The following is a 15,996-nucleotide window of genomic DNA, read 5'->3' as shown; positions in this document are numbered from 1 at the left end:
AAGCTCTCAACGGCTTGCATTTTTTGTTATAATACCCGTTATTGGGTATGGATTGCGGCTGTTATTAGGCCGTAATTTGCTTTCAAATAATAGAATCATGAGAAATTTTTGCACCGCCTTTTTGGTACTTTTTGGATTGACCTCCGCCTTTGCCCAAACAGAAATCAGCGACTTTGAAATAGAAGAGAGGCTGCTTGTCAAGAACGACCGTCTTATTATAATGGACTTTTACGCCACTTGGTGTGCGCCCTGTAAAAGAATGGAGCCCATCATTGCACGCCTAGAAGATGAATTCCCTAATGTGGACTTTTACAAGATGGACGTGGATAAGAATGAAGCCGATGATGTCTTGGAGGTAGAATCCATTCCGACCTATATATTCATTAAGAACGAGGAGAATCTGGAATGGGTAGAGGGCGCTATGTCCTATGAAGACATGAGAGCCAAAATTTTACAGTATACCGGAGGAAGTGGTGGCTCAGGCAACGCGCCGATCACTTCTGTCGTCGATGATTTTGATCCGGATTATTATCACGGGGATTCAGACGAGTTCAGCTCGACGAAGATCCGCAGTTTGTCCGGAGATTGGAGCGCTTTGAACGAGTTGGCATGGCATGCGTATTTGGAGCATAATGATGTGACCGTACTTTTAAAGGCTATTGATATTGCGAATCAATCCATTGAATTGGATGAGAACTATTTCAATGTAGACACTTTAGCAGCTTTGCTCTATAAAACCGGGAACTATACCAGAGCATTGAAAGAAGCTAAACGCGCTATTACACTGGCCAAGCAAAGTGGTATGGACTATACGACTACTACGGAGCTTATCGACAATATCATTGATAGGATGTGATCCATCTTAAATAAAATTCAAAAACCACCCTTAGCGGTGGTTTTTTTGTAGGTATAAACCCCTGTTTTAGGGGCTTTCACTTGTGCTAGCAATGGTATTTTATATCTTTAAAATACCAAACGATTCATGATGTCCACAACCGCTACACCTGTTTATAAAGATCGCATTCAACTGCCATTTCATTTTGATGCAGCAAAGATCTATGAGGAATTCAAAGCCTTACAACGCAATCAATTTGAGTATTATGATGTGGTGCCGATGCGTTCTCCGGCACATTTGGTGGATCGCTCTCTGCCGTTTCCACCGCCGGCGGAAGACTATGCGGATGGAACCTGGTGTGATTGGTTGAACAATCCCGAGTTAGAATCCTCTCCTTATACCAAATCCATCGTGGAGCAGTTTCAAGCGCATACTACGGTCAATTTAGTGCGCTTGCTTCGATTGGCGCCTGGAGCCGTGGTTAAAGAGCATACAGACCCCACACTTGGAATTGAAATTGAGCGTTCCATGGTGCGTTTAACCATTCCGGTATACAATGCGCCCGGAGTGGAGTTTTACCTCAATGACAGCTTACTTACTATGAAACCCGGGGAGTGCTGGTATTTGCGTTTAACGGATCCGCATCGCATCATCAATACCAGTTCAGAAGAACGCGTGAATCTCACCATTGATATCATTCCTAACGATTGGTTTAGAGACCAATTAGAAAAACATCAATAGATCAAAAAACCCTCCGCGATAGCTCGGAGGGTTTTTCAAATGCCAAATAGGCATTACAACATAAGTGGGTTATACTATTCGGCAGTCGAAGTTTGTTGTACAGCTAGGTTATAGATAACCAAACCGAACCCGATCTTGTTGATCGCATCTGCAATGTTGTAGAATACGTCCATGCTCAATCCACCAAAGATTCCTTCATACCATCCTGGTGTACCGGCCATGTATCCGATAGGGTAGATAGCCCATCCTACCAATACGAACCAGCAAAGGATTTTGTGTGAACTTGCAACGGATCCTCCGGCAGCTTTGGCAAGCTTTGCAGCTCCACCCAGCCAGATCTCGTAAACAATAACAAAGTAAGCAATACCAGATACAAGACCCCACAACCAAGCGTTGTCTCTATCCACTCCTTCTCCCCAGTATCCTGTGACAAGCATCACTACAGATAATAGGATCAATTTCCACATTAGGGATTTCTTGGCTCCTGCTACCTTTAATATTAGGTAGAACTCCACACACATGAGTGGTACAGTTAGGATCCAGTCCACATAACGGAAGAAAGTTGGCGACTCCATATTGGTTGCCCAATAGTCACGCATGTACCAATAGTGTACTGCAGCAATGAACGTGATTAAACCAGAAACTAGAATCGAAGTTCTCCATTTGCGGTCAAAACTGCCCATTGATAAAAAGAAGAAGGCAGAAGCTGCCATCATGGCCATACACCCTACAAAGAAGGTGAAGCCTACGTAATCGTCTGGCGCCAATTTAGGTACCAGTGAAATAAGGTTAGCAAAATTTTCCATATACGTATGAATTATTAATAAATTTGTTGAATTAAAATTACGAATAATTAAACAAAAAATGGTTATTTTGTTTAATAATTTAACACAGTAGTTAAACGAAAATTGTGGTAAAAACCCGCGAAATACTGATTATTATTACGTTTTTCAGCTTATGGCTTACCAACTATTTTGCTGCGGGGCCACAGTCAATTTTAGCATTTTCACTCCTTTTTTCTGTAGGTTTAATACACGGGTCGAATGATTTACAGCTTTTAAACAAGACCTTTTTCAAGACAAAAAGAGCTACTTTTTTCACCCAGCTGGGATTGTATCTATTGGTTGTATTCACTGCCTTTGCCTTGTTTTTTTGGTTGCCGGTAATTGCCTTGAGTCTATTTATTATCGTGAGTGGATATCATTTTGGAGAACAACACTGGGATGAGTTTTTTGGCAGAAGTGCCTGGAATAAAATGTTTTACGCTGCTTACGGCCTCGGAATTCTATTCTTGCTGTTTTACTTAAACCCAGAAGACACTATAGCGGTCATTGAACAATTAACCGGATTTGCCGTTCCTATTCAGTGGTTTGTTTATGGGCTAATTGGGTCGGGAGGTGTTTTTGGTCTATTACTTATTATGTATACCTACCAACAAAAGATAGCACCCGCAAAGTTGGCCCAAGAGTTGCTTTTATTGGTTGTTTTTACCATTTTGTTCTATTGGGCGTCTTTGGTTTGGGCCTTTACCATTTATTTTATCTTTTGGCACAGTGTGCCTTCTATAAAGGAGCAAGTGCATTATCTCTACGGTAAGGTGAACAAGAGGAGTGTTTTAAAGTATTTACGCGGTGCGGTTTGGGTTTGGTTAATCTCTATGGTAGGATTGTTAGTTTTCTTTAAGCTGATGGAAACGGGGAACCAATCCTTTTTGACCATTTTCTTTTCTTTTTTAGGCGCTATAACCTTTGCCCATACGGTGATCATCTCTAGAATGTTCGATCAGCAAAATTAGAATTAAACCCTTTTGGTATTTTGTAGTCCAAGTACAAACTACTGAACAATGCGTATATTCCCCAAGATGGCCCTTGTGATGGGCTGCTTTTTATTATTTGCCTGTTCCAATGACGATTCCTACTCGGATGATCCTGACGATGGCGATACCCAAAACGACAATGACAATCAATCCGGAGGCGACACAGACGCTGGCGGTGACGACACCGTTGATCTGAGCCTTTACTTCGATGGCTCTATTGATCTGGACAACCTGGCAAACTACACCAATCAGGAGGTGCCTGACTTTATTGATCTGGATCAGACAGGCCCGGATTATATTACAGATGCCGGTGCTACACTTGGGCGTGTCTTATTTTATGACACCAATCTTTCATCCAATAATACCTTAGCTTGTGCAAGTTGCCACCGACAAGAAAATGGCTTTTCTGATCTGGCTTTGGCTAGTACTGGTGTTAATGGCAGTACAGGAAGACATTCCATGCGACTCATCAATTCTAGATTTTCTAATGAAGGTCGATTCTTTTGGGACGAGCGCGCCTTGTCTTTAGAAGACCAGAGTACCCAACCCATTAGGGATCACAACGAGATGGGCTTTTCTGGAGAAGCCGGAGCTCCAGACTTTGATGATCTTTTAGCGCGTATACAGGATATTGAGTACTATCCGCTGCTCTTTACGGCTGCTTTTGGAGATGATTCTATTACAGAAGTGCGTATGCAGCAGGCCTTGGGACAATTTATAAGCAGCATTCAATCCTTTGATTCGCGCTTTGATGAAGGCCGAGCCACTGCACCCAATGATGGTGCGCCTTTCGCGAATTTTAGTGCGCAGGAAAATCAAGGCAAGCAATTGTTCTTGGCGCCTCCTGATTTTAACGGAGCTGGAGAACGCATTGGTGGAGGCGTAGGTTGTGCAGGTTGTCACCGCGCACCGACCTTTAGTATAGATCCGGCTAGTTTGAACAATGGTGTTATTGGCGTGTTGAGCGATCCGGGTGCTACTGATTTGACCAACACGCGTTCCCCAAGTTTACACGATATACAAAACAATGGACCCTTCTTCCACGATGGATCTGCCAGTTCTTTGGCAGCTGTGGTGGAACACTATAATAACGGTATTGAGCTCAACGCCAATTTGGATCCGCGTCTCAGGCCAGGTGGAAATCCGCAGCGCTTGAACATGACCACTGCAGAGATCGATGCATTAATTGCCTTTCTAGAAACGCTCTCAGGCAGTGCGGTCTATACCGACACAAAATGGTCGGACCCTTTTCTATAAAACAAAAAAAACCGGCGCTAAGCCGGTTTTCTTTTCAAGTCTCGTTTGCCTTTATGGCTTTACCTTGTCCGCAGTAATGCGTCCGTCGCGGTTGGCAACCTCCCAAGCGGTAAGGAAGATCAACTTAGTACGTTTTGCAAATAGTTCATAATTGATCTTGTCTGCAGTATCGGTGATCTTGTGATAGTCCTCATGGACACCGTTAAAGTAAAAGATTACAGGTACTTCATTCTTCGCAAAGTTGTAGTGGTCTGAACGGAAATAGAATCGGTTTGGATCATTCTCCTCATTAAAGGTATAATCGATATCCAGATTCACATACGTATTGTTCACCATTTCTGAAACGTCGTGAAGTTCTTGGCTGAGTCGGTCACTACCAATAAGGTAGATATAGTTTTCACCACCACCTCTTTTGTCAGGAGTAACTCGTCCGATCATATCAGTATTAAGGTTACAAACCGTGTTTTCTAAAGGATAAATAGGATTGTCTGTGTAATAACGGGAACCGTAAAGGCCAATTTCCTCTCCGGTAACATGAAGGAACAAAATAGAGCGTCTTGGACCGTTACCCTCTTTTACCGCTTGCTGAAAGGCTTGAGCCATTTGCAACAAAGCCATATTTCCCGTGCCATCGTCATCAGCGCCATTGAATACATTTCCCTTTTTATCCATTCCGATGTGATCGTAGTGTGCGGAAAGTACGATTACCTCGTCTGGAAATTCTGAACCTTTAATAAAGGCCATAATATTGTCAGATGGCTTTGGATCTCTCGCTCGAGTAAAATACTCCGCAGGGACGGTTTGTCTGTAATTGTCTGTTGCAACGCCCCCAGCAATTCCTTCTGCCTTGTAAAAATCAATAAGATATTGAGCAGCTCTTTCCTGTCCTTCGGAACCGGTCATACGCCCCTCCATCTCATCACTAGAAAATGCATAAACCATAGGTTTAAGCTCATCTACTGTTATCGTGGCTGCGTAATCTAAGTTGGTCTTTACAACTTTCTTGTTGTTCTGAGCTGGTCCGCAGCTAATGATGAAGGCCGTCATTAAGGCCATTAAAGTATACTTCATGTTCCGATTTTTATTGTTGAAGTGATTTGCGCTGCGTCAATCCGCAGGACTAAAAACCGAGTAAAGATAAAGCAATCCCCAAATTTTTTCTGTGAAATTTTTGTGAAAACCAAACCCTAAGTAGAGTAGGGGAAAACCCCTGATTTGTAAAAATACCCGTTAATGGCGAGGAATATTTGCTGAGCTCCTGCTATCTTTAAGTCAACTAAACGCACTGCCATGGCACTTCAACATACTACCGAAATTCCACTTGATGACCTCCCCAAAGCTCAAGCACTCTATCAAGGATTAAAAAACCAGAAATGTATATTAATGATCGTTTTGGGGGATTCCAAGGCGACACAAGACGGTGTTCAAATTGCCGATAATCTAGCTCCAACTTCACCGGGAGGCTTTACCCGTAAGGTGATGTGGGTGAAGAATCACACGGTACTCAAAGAAGAACTGGAGCCCTATTTACATGCCGCAGAGATCATTAAAGACGATACGCCTTATGAAGAGATCAAATGTTTTTGTTTGACCCTCTCGCCGCGCAAAGCGCAAAGCCGTATTCACAAAAATGGTGTTATGGATTACATCCGCGTAGAACAACTATACATAGAAGCCGAATCGCAATCCCTTTAAATCATGAGAATTTTACTCACCCTTTTGCTGCTTGCCTTTACCCTCACGACAAGCGCACAACAGTCCATTATTACTATTACAGAAAAATCAGGAAAGAAGATCACTGACATTCCGCGTAGCGGGGAACAGGTGGTTGATATTAATTCTGAGTTGACTTTAACCATTGACAAAGAGGCTTTAAAGGCAAAGATCGTTGACAATATTCCAGACTTGCAGGGCAGTTTTGATTTGCAAACACAAATTGATCAGTTTGAAGCCGCGCTTAATTTTCAAGATCAAGTACTCACGGCCATGGAAGGCAATCTAGATGATGCTGAAACTATGGATGAATTATACGCAGGTCTTACAGGTTTTTACAATTATTTAGGCAGGCAGGGAACTAACTCCCAGATTTATAAAGAAACTGCAAGTCTTCTAAACCAGTATTTCAGTAATGACGTGAACACATTCGTTGCTGGTCAGAAGGTCTCCAAGGAATACTATGTGTTTACCCACCTCAATGAGGAGTTGAGCAGTTTGAAGACTGAACTCGCAAAGCAGCCGAACACCTCGTATTTTGTAAGCATGACGGCCTATTTACAAACAGAATTTGGCAAAGCAGGACGTGTACATATTGAGAATTTTGACAATTATGCTTTGCAAGAGTTTTATGAGGTGCCGCGTTGGGTTACTACCTTATCTGCAGATCAGTTACAAAGCTTGAAAGAAATACAAGCCCAAGCTCAAGCCAATAATGAGCGGCGTGCAGATCTATTTGAGGAACTAAAAACAAAGTTTCTAGCGGCCTTGCCGGATCTAAAATGTGCCCAAGAGGCCAAAGCTAATATCACAGCCTTTCTCACAGACGGAACGGTCTCTAGCCGTTTGAGTACTGCGGTAAAGGACAAGGCACAGGAGCTCATTGCTCAATATGAACAGATCGTAGGGCTTATTGAAACAGTAAAAACCACAGTCTCTGGTTTAAGTGTGGATACGGTATTTGAGATTTACGGCCTGATAGATCAAGTTAAAAAGCAGGCGGAATCGATTAAAAATGTGTTTACAGATTTTGATGCCTTGATTCAAGTGATTGCTGGGATACAGGCAGAGGCAGATGCACTCACTGATGAAGTGAAAGACTGTATTAAGAAACTCAGCAATTTTGGTGCTGCTTTTGACCAATTAGTGGGGATACTCAAAGGTCATCAAGTTCGCTATCAAGACAATTTAGAGCTTGGAAAAGAGGTGAAACGCTTTACCGTGGACAACTTGCCTGCTGAAGGCTTTTTGCAGCTTAAACGCTCTGGAAAAAGGGAAGACGGCGACCGATTGGAGTTGAATTTGCTTTTAGGAATTCCTAAAGAAGGGAAGGACCCGACTAGTACTAATCCAGATGATTATGATTTGATCAAATTAGAGCCCTGGCTCTTACAAATGCAGACCTTGGGATTCTATTCCCGAACCTATGTGGGGCTGATTATGGCAGATCCTTATAATGCCGACAGTCTTTCTGGAGTGGAAGCCCTACAAGAACGTCGCTTCTTGTATGCGCCCTCGGCCGGATTGCTGCTCAAAGTAGGCTTGCGCAACTCTCGTTTTTATAACGATTTTTTAAGCCCAGGGATCGGAATATCCATCTCGACTCCAGACTTTGATACCAATGGAGATCCCGAGTTTGGGACCGGTTTGGTCCTAACTGCTTTTAAGAACATACTGAGCATTGGGATCAATTATAATGTGACCTTGGATGTACCGTATTGGTCCTTTGGAGTGAACTTACCATTCAATCTGCCAGGTATTCCAATTAACCGCCCCCAGTAGCCTGCTGAAATGATCTTTAAAAAACAACACTTTTCTTTTTTATAAAACAAAGGAGTGATTATATTTGCAACCGCTTAAGGAGAAATGGCAGAGTGGTCGAATGCGGCAGTCTTGAAAACTGTTGAGGGTCACACCTCCGGGGGTTCGAATCCCTCTTTCTCCGCAAAAGGAAACCCGCAACGAGAGTTGCGGGTTTTTTAATTTAAGGCCGCGGCAAATGCTTGCATTTGTAAGCGGTCGTAATTAAAAAACCCAAACGGCTGTGCCGTTTGTGGGTTCAATGCTTGCCCAGGATTCCTCTCCCGGATGCTTCACGAAGTGAAGCAGTCCCTAAGCTTACATTTGTAAGCGGTCGTAATTAAAAAACCCAAACGGCTGTGCCGTTTGTGGGTTCAATGCTTGCTCAGGAACCCCCTCTGGGATGTTTTGCACCGTAAAACAATCCCTGTGCTTTCCTCCTGAAATACCCTTTACTGGGTAGACCTTTAGCTCGAAAATCAATGGATATTGCAGTATTGTTTAATCCGTATATCCATCAGTTATGAATGCTAAACACAAACTCTTGTTGACCTTGGTTGTCTTGCCTTTATTTGCTGCTGTAAGCGCTTTCAATGAGCCCTTAAATGCAGAAGAAGTTTTAGAAAATTCAAAAGAAAGCAATGAAAAGTACTGGTTCTATGTTCGCACTAGTTTTGGTGGTTTTTACGATCAAAAAGGATTTCACTATTCGCAAATACTATTGTGTACCCAAAAGGTGAGCACGCCTGGAGTCTTTAGCAAGAAGAACGCAGTTGGCCCTTTTAATACCTATGCAGACGCCGCTGCAGCACGCCGAGATGAACTTGATACAGCCCAAGCCAGTGGATTGGAGCTCATACCCAGACAAGCCGTCTGTGATACACGTTGGGATTGATCATGCGTAATTACAGAATAAAATATCGAATGCGCCAGGCGGGCCTATTGAATTCCGTCACTAACTTTTTAATCCTCAGTTTTATGATATAGTTTCGGTGAGCAGAACCTACTTTTTTGGGTGTTTGTCTGGCATAAGCTTGTTTTGGTTGCTTTTGTTTTTGGCGTTACTGCTTTTGAATATGATGTAGTTAATCTTCCTTTGCACTCCTACCGAGAAAGGGCTAACTTTATCTAACATAATCTGTCAAATCAAAGGTCACTCGCTGACTCTTTCCAGAACTTTTAATATTTGGCACAACCAATTATGGCTTATCTAGAATTAGCATGAAAATTAAAAACATCAAGAAATACGTTTATGAATTCTTATCGGTCTTTTTTGCGGTAACCTTTGCGTTTTTATTGGACAGTTGGAATCAGAATAAAAATCAAAGATTGACTGAAAAGACCATTTTGACAGAGATTTACAACGGGCTGGAAAGGGACAGTATCGATCTGCACAACGACGAACTTACCATGCAATACAATCTCAAAGCGGTTGACTATTTCAGAAAAATTGTCAATAATGTTGAAGTAGACAACGATTCCCTGGCTACCTATTATTTCTACCTCACCAGAGATGCAGTAACTATTCAGAATACCTCGGGTTATGAAACGCTTAAATCTGTTGGTTTGGAAATCATTGAGAACGATTCTTTGAGAAAAGCCATAATTGATTTGTATGAAGTGAGGTATAAGTTGTATCAGAAATTTACCGAGGAGTATGACGAAAATAAGTACATGAGGAACTATTTCGAGAAAATAAACAGATCAATCGCACCAAATTTTAATTACGATCCGCGCGGAAATATCATCGGCATTAATCAACCCATAAACCTAGAAGAAGAAGAGAAGAAATTGGTTCTAAGCTACTTGTGGAGATTACAAGTAAACAGACTGGATCGGGAAGGAGCTATTAAAGGCAATAAGGTCAAAATAGGAGAGATTAGGGCGTTAATTAAAGAGCATATACAATAAACCATGTCAACAGCCAAAATTGGAATCATTACCGTTAGCGACAGAGCGAGTCAAGGTCTGTATGAGGATATTAGCGGAAATGCTATCATAGCCACTTTGAATGAATACTTAACTTCTGATTGGGAACAGTCCTATGAAATTATTCCGGACGAGAAAGAAGTCATTGAGTCGACCATAAAAAAAATGGTAGATCAACAAAACTGCTGTTTAGTGATTACAACAGGAGGTACAGGTCCTGCAAAGAGAGATGTGACCCCAGAGGCTACAGAAGCGGTATGTGACCGAATGATGCCCGGTTTTGGAGAACTCATGCGAATGGAATCCTTGAAGTATGTGCCAACGGCAATTCTCTCTAGGCAAACGGCAGGCCTTAGAGGAACCAGTTTAATTGTCAATCTGCCCGGTAAACCAAAGTCCATAAGAGAATGTCTGGATGCTGTTTTCCCGGCCATTCCCTATTGTATTGACTTGATGGATGGGCCGTATTTGGAGTGCGATGAAAATGTGATCAAGCCTTTCAGGCCAAAGCGATGAGCAGTATCAGCATAATTACTATTCAAATATGATGAGTAAAAAACGGAAGAAAAACATAATAAGAATCGTCCTATTGCTCGGTACAGCGATCTCTTTGTTCTTTGTGCCTTGGCTTTTGGCTAAGGCATGGATATTGCCGCTGCCAGATACCATTCAGCAACAGGCGGATCAAGCTATAGGCCACGGTTTTGATGGAATTATTGTCTATGTGGATCAAGGCGGTAAACCGCCTCAGTATTATACCGCTGGCTGGCATGACAGAGATGCTAAAATACCCGCCAAGCCCAATGCCCTGTTTAAGATCGCTAGCATTAGTAAACTCTATGATGCCGTAGCAGTCACCAAATTGGTTGCTGACGGTAAGCTTGATTTGGATCAGACAATTGCTCATTATTTACCAGAAATTAAAGGGCGCATTGAAAATGCGGAGAAGATAACTTTGAGGTTGCTGATACAACACAGAAGCGGTATTCCCAATTTTACTGATACTCCTAATTTTTGGGGAGCTCCTACAGAAACTTTTGAAGAAAGTCTCGCTTTAATTCTGGATAAGCCGGCAAATTTTGAACCCGACGCCGATTATGAGTATTGCAATACCAATTATCTTTTAATCAATAAGATAATGGATGATGCACTGGGTTATCCTAATTTTCAGTTCATTCAAAAAGAAGTTCTTGAACCGTTAAGCCTCAACAACACTTTTGGTTCTCTCAGTGAAGTTAATTTAGATGGAGTGATGAGTGGCTATCATGTGGGTTATTCCTCTGATTTAAAGGAAAACGACCACGGCATGCACGCCACAGCTGCAGACGTGGGAACCTTTATTAGAGCATTAAATGACGGTTCTTTATTTGAACAAGGTGAAGCAGAAATATACGCTTCCGTTTATAAGTTTGAACATGCAGGATGGGTGCCGGGATACCAAAGCTTTGCCAATTACAATAAAGATCTTGATGCTGTTGTGATTGCCTTTTACAATACAACAGATCCTGATTTGTACAATTGGAATCTGTCAGAGATCATAAATAACAGAATCGTTAAAATTCTCGAAAGACAGAACAACTGATCTTACCATTTAGCCATGACCTTAGCAACACAATAACCTAGGCATCAATAACTCCTAAAATTTTAAATTTCTTAACTTGAAGAGAAATTTTTAGGAATGAGCACCAAACTCAGCTTACAGAATCTTAGTATTTCTTCACAAATATTCCTGGGCTTTTTAATCGTTGTCATTTCTGTTATCCTCTCTATTTATATCTCTTACAACAATTCAAAGAAAATTATTGAAAGTGAAGGATGGGTCATCCACACTCAAGAGGTTCTGACGCAATTGGAGAATATTGAGGCGCGATTATTAGATTTAGAAACAGGCCAAAGAGGATTCCTCATTACCGGCAAAGAATCCTACCTTGAACCATTCAATAGTAGTTTAGCGATCATCTACAATGAACTGGAGCTTTTACGTGAAAAAACCATAGACAATTCGAGTCAGACACCGAGAATTGATTCACTTAAACTAACCATCGACAAAAAAATTGAAGAGTTAAAGCTCACCATAGAACTACGCAGAAACATTGGGTTTGAAGCTGCCAAAGAGATTGTTGACAACGACTCCGGAAAGCTATTTATGGATCAGATGCGACTCCAAATCGCTGCAATTGAAAATGAAGAATTAAGGCTTTTAGAAATAAGAAGTCTAAAACCAGAAATAACCAGGAGAGAGACCAATGCGATCCTTGTTGGCCTATTGTTTTTTACCATAATCATTGTTATCACAGTTTTCACATTGATCACTAGATCAATCACAAAGCCCATTCAGACTTTGCAAAGTGGCGCCGATATTATAGGAAAGGGCAACTTGGACTACAAGTTTGGCGTACATAGCAAAAATGAAATTGGCGAGTTGGCTCGTTCCTTTGAATCCATGCTGGCTGAGCTCAATGAAACCTTGGCTTCAAAGGAACTTTTGAAAAAGGAGATTGAACTAAGAACGCAAACGGAACAGAGTCTAATCGAATCAAATCAGCGCATTGAGGAGGCCAACAAAGAGCTCCAACGCTTTAGCTACATCACTTCACACGATCTACAAGAACCACTCAACTCCATAATCTCATTTGCGAATTTATTAAAAGAAGAAGAGCGCAATTTGAGTGAACTTGGTCAAAAAAGCATTCATATCATCAATGAGTCTGCTTTTAGAATGAAAGATTTTATTATCTCCTTATTGGAATACTCAAGAATAGGCAGGGGAGGAACAAAGACTGAAGTAGATATTGAAAAATTAATAGCCAATTTGCAGACCGATCTGCACGACTTATTAGAGAAAAAACAAGCCAAGATCGAATACACAGGAAAGCCTTTAAAAATTCAAGCTTATGAGATTGACTTAATAAAACTGTTTCAAAACTTGGTTACGAACGGAATAAAATACACCGATGAAAAAACAAAGCCTCATATTATCATTGCGGCAGAAGAACTAAAAGATAGTTATAAATTTTCGGTTAGTGATAACGGAATTGGTATTGAAAAAGAGCATTATGATAAAATTTTTGAAGTGTTCCAAAGACTACATACCAGAGATCAATACTCAGGTACCGGCATAGGCCTTTCCAATTGTCGCAAAGTTGTGGAAATCCATGGTGGAGAATTATGGCTTACCTCAGAAGTAGGTAAAGGAAGCACATTCTATTTTACGATACCAAAAGATAAATGATTAGAAAAGCTCGATGGCAATTGGCTAAATCCCGAACCTTAAATAAACGAGAATCGAAACGCAATGACTAGAAAAATATTAGCTACGGTATTTATGGGTATCGCCCTAGTATTTGGGGTCTTATTTTACTCTAAAATTCAGTTTCCGGTGAGTTTGGAAGCTTATTTGCAAAAATCATTTTACAGTCAGTTTGGCCCCATAGCAATCTGCGTTGAGTTATTAAATGGTGGATACAACCTGTTTGTAAAGCATAAAAAGTCAAATTTTACGCTAGCTTTATTTGGATTTACAGCCTTGCTAGACCCAATTTTTAATACGGTGGGACTTTTTACCAGTAACGTTCCAACTCACGCCATGGTGGTCTTTGTACTTTGTGCTTTTGTTGCCCTTTGGTTGGCCTTTTCCAATACATTTAAAATGGGACGAATCTCTTTACTAGGAGTAATTTTAAGTTTTATTCTCGGACTAGCTGTGGAGTTGTTCTTTAACTATTTATAGAGCGATTTGGTTTTATGCCAATCAGCATGAAAAGCAATGCGATGAGGAGTATTTTTAAAACGGATCTGTGGGGTGATTTCCCTAATTTTATACGCTGTTTAGCCATTGACATACTCATGTCGTAAAGATGACGGCAAGTTGACGTAATCAGTGAATAAGCTTCCAAGGTACATTTGCTGAAACATCAAATTATATCAGAAATGGAAACAAACAAATTGGGTCAAAAACTCAAAGAACTTAGGGCTTCACGCGTAATGTCTCAAGAATATCTCGCAGAAGAATCTCAAGTAAGTCTCAGAACTATTCAGCGAATAGAGAATAACGAATCCGAACCTACAGGGGAAACCGTGAAACGCATTGCAAGTGCTTTGGATGTAGACTTGACATCCCTTTTAGGAAATGACCAACGCGCCCAAACAAATGATTTAAAGGCAACGATAATCTATCTCAAAAAGCAATTAGCAAATACTTCTGTTAAGTCAGAGATCAAGACTTTTGAGAAGTTCATAGACCTTTTGGAAAACCTAAAAGACAAGGATTTGAACCCTAAGCAGCAAGAGGCTGTTGAAAGTTATTTACGCTACCTGGAGCTGGATAAAATTCCCTCGATCAGCAATGAACTCTACAAGAAAAAGTTAATTAAGTTTAAAAAGTTCTTGAAAAGAAAGTTGCGGTTTGTTCCCGAGAAATATTACACCACTTTGGGTCTAAGTTTTGCTCTATCTTTTATGGTCGGACTTTTGGTTACCGAAGCCATCGGGTTGGAATTTGTCCTAATCGGAGCTGCCATAATAATTGCTTGTGTCTTCATGGATCTCAGAATTAAAAATCAAGGGCGGGCGTTGCGGTTCTAGAAAACCCCTAACTTTACTCAAAATTACTGCTCTTAGAAGTTGTTACTAGCCATAACTGTTTTTGCAGGACTACTGTTAATTTTTGTCGAATAGGGGGATAAGCCGTAGAAGGCTATGGGTTCTCGCTTAAAAAGACTTATTTTCACTTATGCAATTACAAAACCAACCCAAAGAGCAGCTCGAAAAGAAACTTCGTAAAACCCTAACAACAGTAAAGATCCTTACTTGGGTTACCGTAGTCTTAGCTGCCTATTGTATTTTTTGGTGGTTTACAGACCGCGACGATTTTGATTGGAATTTTGGATTCATTATCCTCTCCATTGTACTAATCATTCAAGCTCTAGGCAAGAGAGCTAAAGGGATCATGCAAGAGTTGGATAATCAATAAAGGCGGTTCAATTATTTTAAGGACTTCTGCACATCAAGTCGTAAATTTACAAGAGCACAGAACACCTTTTAGAATTGATGGAAGACAAACAGTCGGTTTATATTATTGGAGCAGGGGTAAGCGGTCTTATCGCTGCGTATGAGTTAGAACAAGCTGGCCATAGCCCCGTGATCATAGAAAAGAGTGAGTCCGTTGGCGGGAGAGTAAAAACGCTGGATGAAAAGGGCTATCCCTTGGATTTAGGTTTCCAAGTACTGCTGAGTGCCTATCCGCTGGCTAAGCGGTATCTGGACATGGATGCCTTAAAGCTGCGTAAATTGGAATCAGGAGCTATGATCTATGCCGAGGGTAAATCCTACCGTATTGGCGACCCGCTGCGGAATTTAGGAGTTCTGATTCCCACGATGCTTGCAGATATCGGTTCTTTGGGAGATAAGCTGAAGATCCTCAAACTCAATCAGCGTTTGAAACGTAAATCAATTGCAGAGATCTTTGCAACGCCAGAAAACACAACGCTAGAGTATCTCCAAGACTTTGGATTTTCATCCAAGATCATCGCGCGTTTTTTTAAACCCTTCTTTGCGGGGATTTTCCTAGAGCCTGACCTGCGGACTTCAAGCAGAATGTTTGAGTTTGTCTACAAGATGTTTGGAGAAGGCTATGCAACCATACCTAAGGCAGGCATTGGTGCCATCAGCCAACAATTGAAAGCAAAGTTGAAAAACACGGAATTCAGATTCAATACCGAGGTTAAAGCCGTAACTACCGATCATATTGAATTGAGCTCCGGAGACCAATTGGCGCATAAGGGCGTTATCATTGCGAGTAATGCAGCTTCTCTGGTATCTGGATTGGAACTTTCCAATAACGCTTGGAAGTCTTGTATGTGTATCTATTTTGAGGTGGATCAAACCAACATCCCTAAAGATACCA

The 15,996-nt window shown here is 41.3% G+C and carries 17 protein-coding genes and 1 tRNA gene; 16 read left to right on the top strand and 2 right to left on the bottom strand.

Annotation, left to right across the window (positions count from 1 at the left end):
• The first annotated feature begins 97 nt into the window (after positions 1 to 97).
• Both HRT75_RS07980 and HRT75_RS07975 read left to right on the top strand, forming a co-directional pair.
• Positions 98 to 856 (top strand): thioredoxin domain-containing protein, encoded by a 759-nt coding sequence (locus HRT75_RS07980; RefSeq protein WP_291184878.1) that lies wholly within the window; start codon positions 98 to 100, stop codon positions 854 to 856.
• Positions 857 to 982: 126 nt separating this feature from the next.
• Complete coding sequence (locus tag HRT75_RS07975) at positions 983 to 1,576, top strand: aspartyl/asparaginyl beta-hydroxylase domain-containing protein (RefSeq protein WP_291184876.1); 594 nt, start codon at positions 983 to 985, stop codon at positions 1,574 to 1,576.
• 74 nt (positions 1,577 to 1,650) lie between these two features.
• Here HRT75_RS07975 and HRT75_RS07970 read toward each other — a convergent pair whose 3' ends face one another.
• Positions 1,651 to 2,382 (bottom strand): bacteriorhodopsin-like, encoded by a 732-nt coding sequence (locus tag HRT75_RS07970; RefSeq protein ID WP_291184874.1) that lies wholly within the window; start codon positions 2,380 to 2,382, stop codon positions 1,651 to 1,653.
• A gap of 104 nt (positions 2,383 to 2,486) precedes the next feature.
• Here HRT75_RS07970 and HRT75_RS07965 point away from each other — a divergent pair, with 104 nt between their 5' ends.
• A complete protein-coding gene (locus HRT75_RS07965) occupies positions 2,487 to 3,371 on the top strand; it encodes a Brp/Blh family beta-carotene 15,15'-dioxygenase (protein WP_291184871.1) in 885 nt (294 codons plus the stop codon).
• Positions 3,372 to 3,419: 48 nt separating this feature from the next.
• A complete protein-coding gene (locus HRT75_RS07960; protein ID WP_291184870.1) occupies positions 3,420 to 4,649 on the top strand; it encodes a cytochrome c peroxidase in 1,230 nt (409 codons plus the stop codon).
• Positions 4,650 to 4,700: 51 nt separating this feature from the next.
• On the opposite strand, the gene HRT75_RS07955 is transcribed toward HRT75_RS07960, so the two are convergent.
• Positions 4,701 to 5,720, bottom strand: coding sequence for a M28 family metallopeptidase (locus tag HRT75_RS07955; RefSeq protein WP_291184868.1), 1,020 nt, complete (start codon positions 5,718 to 5,720; stop codon positions 4,701 to 4,703).
• Positions 5,721 to 5,939: 219 nt separating this feature from the next.
• On the opposite strand from HRT75_RS07955, the gene HRT75_RS07950 reads away from it, so the two are divergent.
• The 12 genes from HRT75_RS07950 to HRT75_RS07895 form a co-directional block, all read left to right on the top strand.
• Positions 5,940 to 6,344 (top strand): hypothetical protein, encoded by a 405-nt coding sequence (locus HRT75_RS07950; RefSeq protein ID WP_291184866.1) that lies wholly within the window; start codon positions 5,940 to 5,942, stop codon positions 6,342 to 6,344.
• Positions 6,345 to 6,347: 3 nt separating this feature from the next.
• Positions 6,348 to 8,144: a hypothetical protein gene (locus HRT75_RS07945; RefSeq protein WP_291184864.1), complete on the top strand. Its 1,797-nt coding sequence runs from the start codon at positions 6,348 to 6,350 to the stop codon at positions 8,142 to 8,144.
• Between the two features lie 78 nt (positions 8,145 to 8,222).
• Positions 8,223 to 8,307: transfer RNA gene (locus HRT75_RS07940), tRNA-Ser, on the top strand.
• Positions 8,308 to 8,685: 378 nt separating this feature from the next.
• On the top strand, positions 8,686 to 9,057 hold the full coding sequence (locus HRT75_RS07935; RefSeq protein WP_291184862.1) for a hypothetical protein: 372 nt from the start codon (positions 8,686 to 8,688) through the stop codon (positions 9,055 to 9,057).
• Positions 9,058 to 9,383: 326 nt separating this feature from the next.
• Positions 9,384 to 10,073 (top strand): hypothetical protein, encoded by a 690-nt coding sequence (locus HRT75_RS07930; RefSeq protein ID WP_291184861.1) that lies wholly within the window; start codon positions 9,384 to 9,386, stop codon positions 10,071 to 10,073.
• A 3-nt stretch (positions 10,074 to 10,076) separates the two neighbouring features.
• Positions 10,077 to 10,607, top strand: coding sequence for a molybdopterin adenylyltransferase (mog, locus tag HRT75_RS07925; protein WP_291184858.1), 531 nt, complete (start codon positions 10,077 to 10,079; stop codon positions 10,605 to 10,607).
• A 28-nt stretch (positions 10,608 to 10,635) separates the two neighbouring features.
• Positions 10,636 to 11,673 carry a serine hydrolase domain-containing protein gene (locus tag HRT75_RS07920; protein WP_291184855.1) on the top strand — a complete coding sequence of 346 codons (1,038 nt, stop codon included), beginning with the start codon at positions 10,636 to 10,638 and terminating at the stop codon, positions 11,671 to 11,673.
• Between the two features lie 96 nt (positions 11,674 to 11,769).
• Positions 11,770 to 13,323, top strand: coding sequence for a CHASE3 domain-containing protein (locus HRT75_RS07915; RefSeq protein ID WP_291184851.1), 1,554 nt, complete (start codon positions 11,770 to 11,772; stop codon positions 13,321 to 13,323).
• Positions 13,324 to 13,386: 63 nt separating this feature from the next.
• A complete protein-coding gene (locus tag HRT75_RS07910) occupies positions 13,387 to 13,821 on the top strand; it encodes a hypothetical protein (protein WP_291184849.1) in 435 nt (144 codons plus the stop codon).
• A 200-nt stretch (positions 13,822 to 14,021) separates the two neighbouring features.
• The gene (locus HRT75_RS07905) at positions 14,022 to 14,675 is read left to right on the top strand and encodes a helix-turn-helix transcriptional regulator (RefSeq protein WP_291184847.1); all 654 of its coding nucleotides are present in this window, start codon (positions 14,022 to 14,024) and stop codon (positions 14,673 to 14,675) included.
• Between the two features lie 148 nt (positions 14,676 to 14,823).
• Complete coding sequence (locus tag HRT75_RS07900) at positions 14,824 to 15,063, top strand: hypothetical protein (protein ID WP_291184846.1); 240 nt, start codon at positions 14,824 to 14,826, stop codon at positions 15,061 to 15,063.
• 77 nt (positions 15,064 to 15,140) lie between these two features.
• Positions 15,141 to 15,996 (top strand): FAD-dependent oxidoreductase (locus tag HRT75_RS07895; RefSeq protein ID WP_291184844.1); only part of this gene is annotated, 856 nt, incomplete at its 3' end.

The sequence above is a fragment of the Gilvibacter sp. genome (assembly GCF_013214815.1).
Taxonomy (GTDB): Bacteria; Bacteroidota; Bacteroidia; order Flavobacteriales; family Flavobacteriaceae; genus Gilvibacter.
The sequence above is the reverse complement of the archived record's forward strand: the minus strand, read 5'-3'. Positions and strand labels throughout refer to the sequence as shown.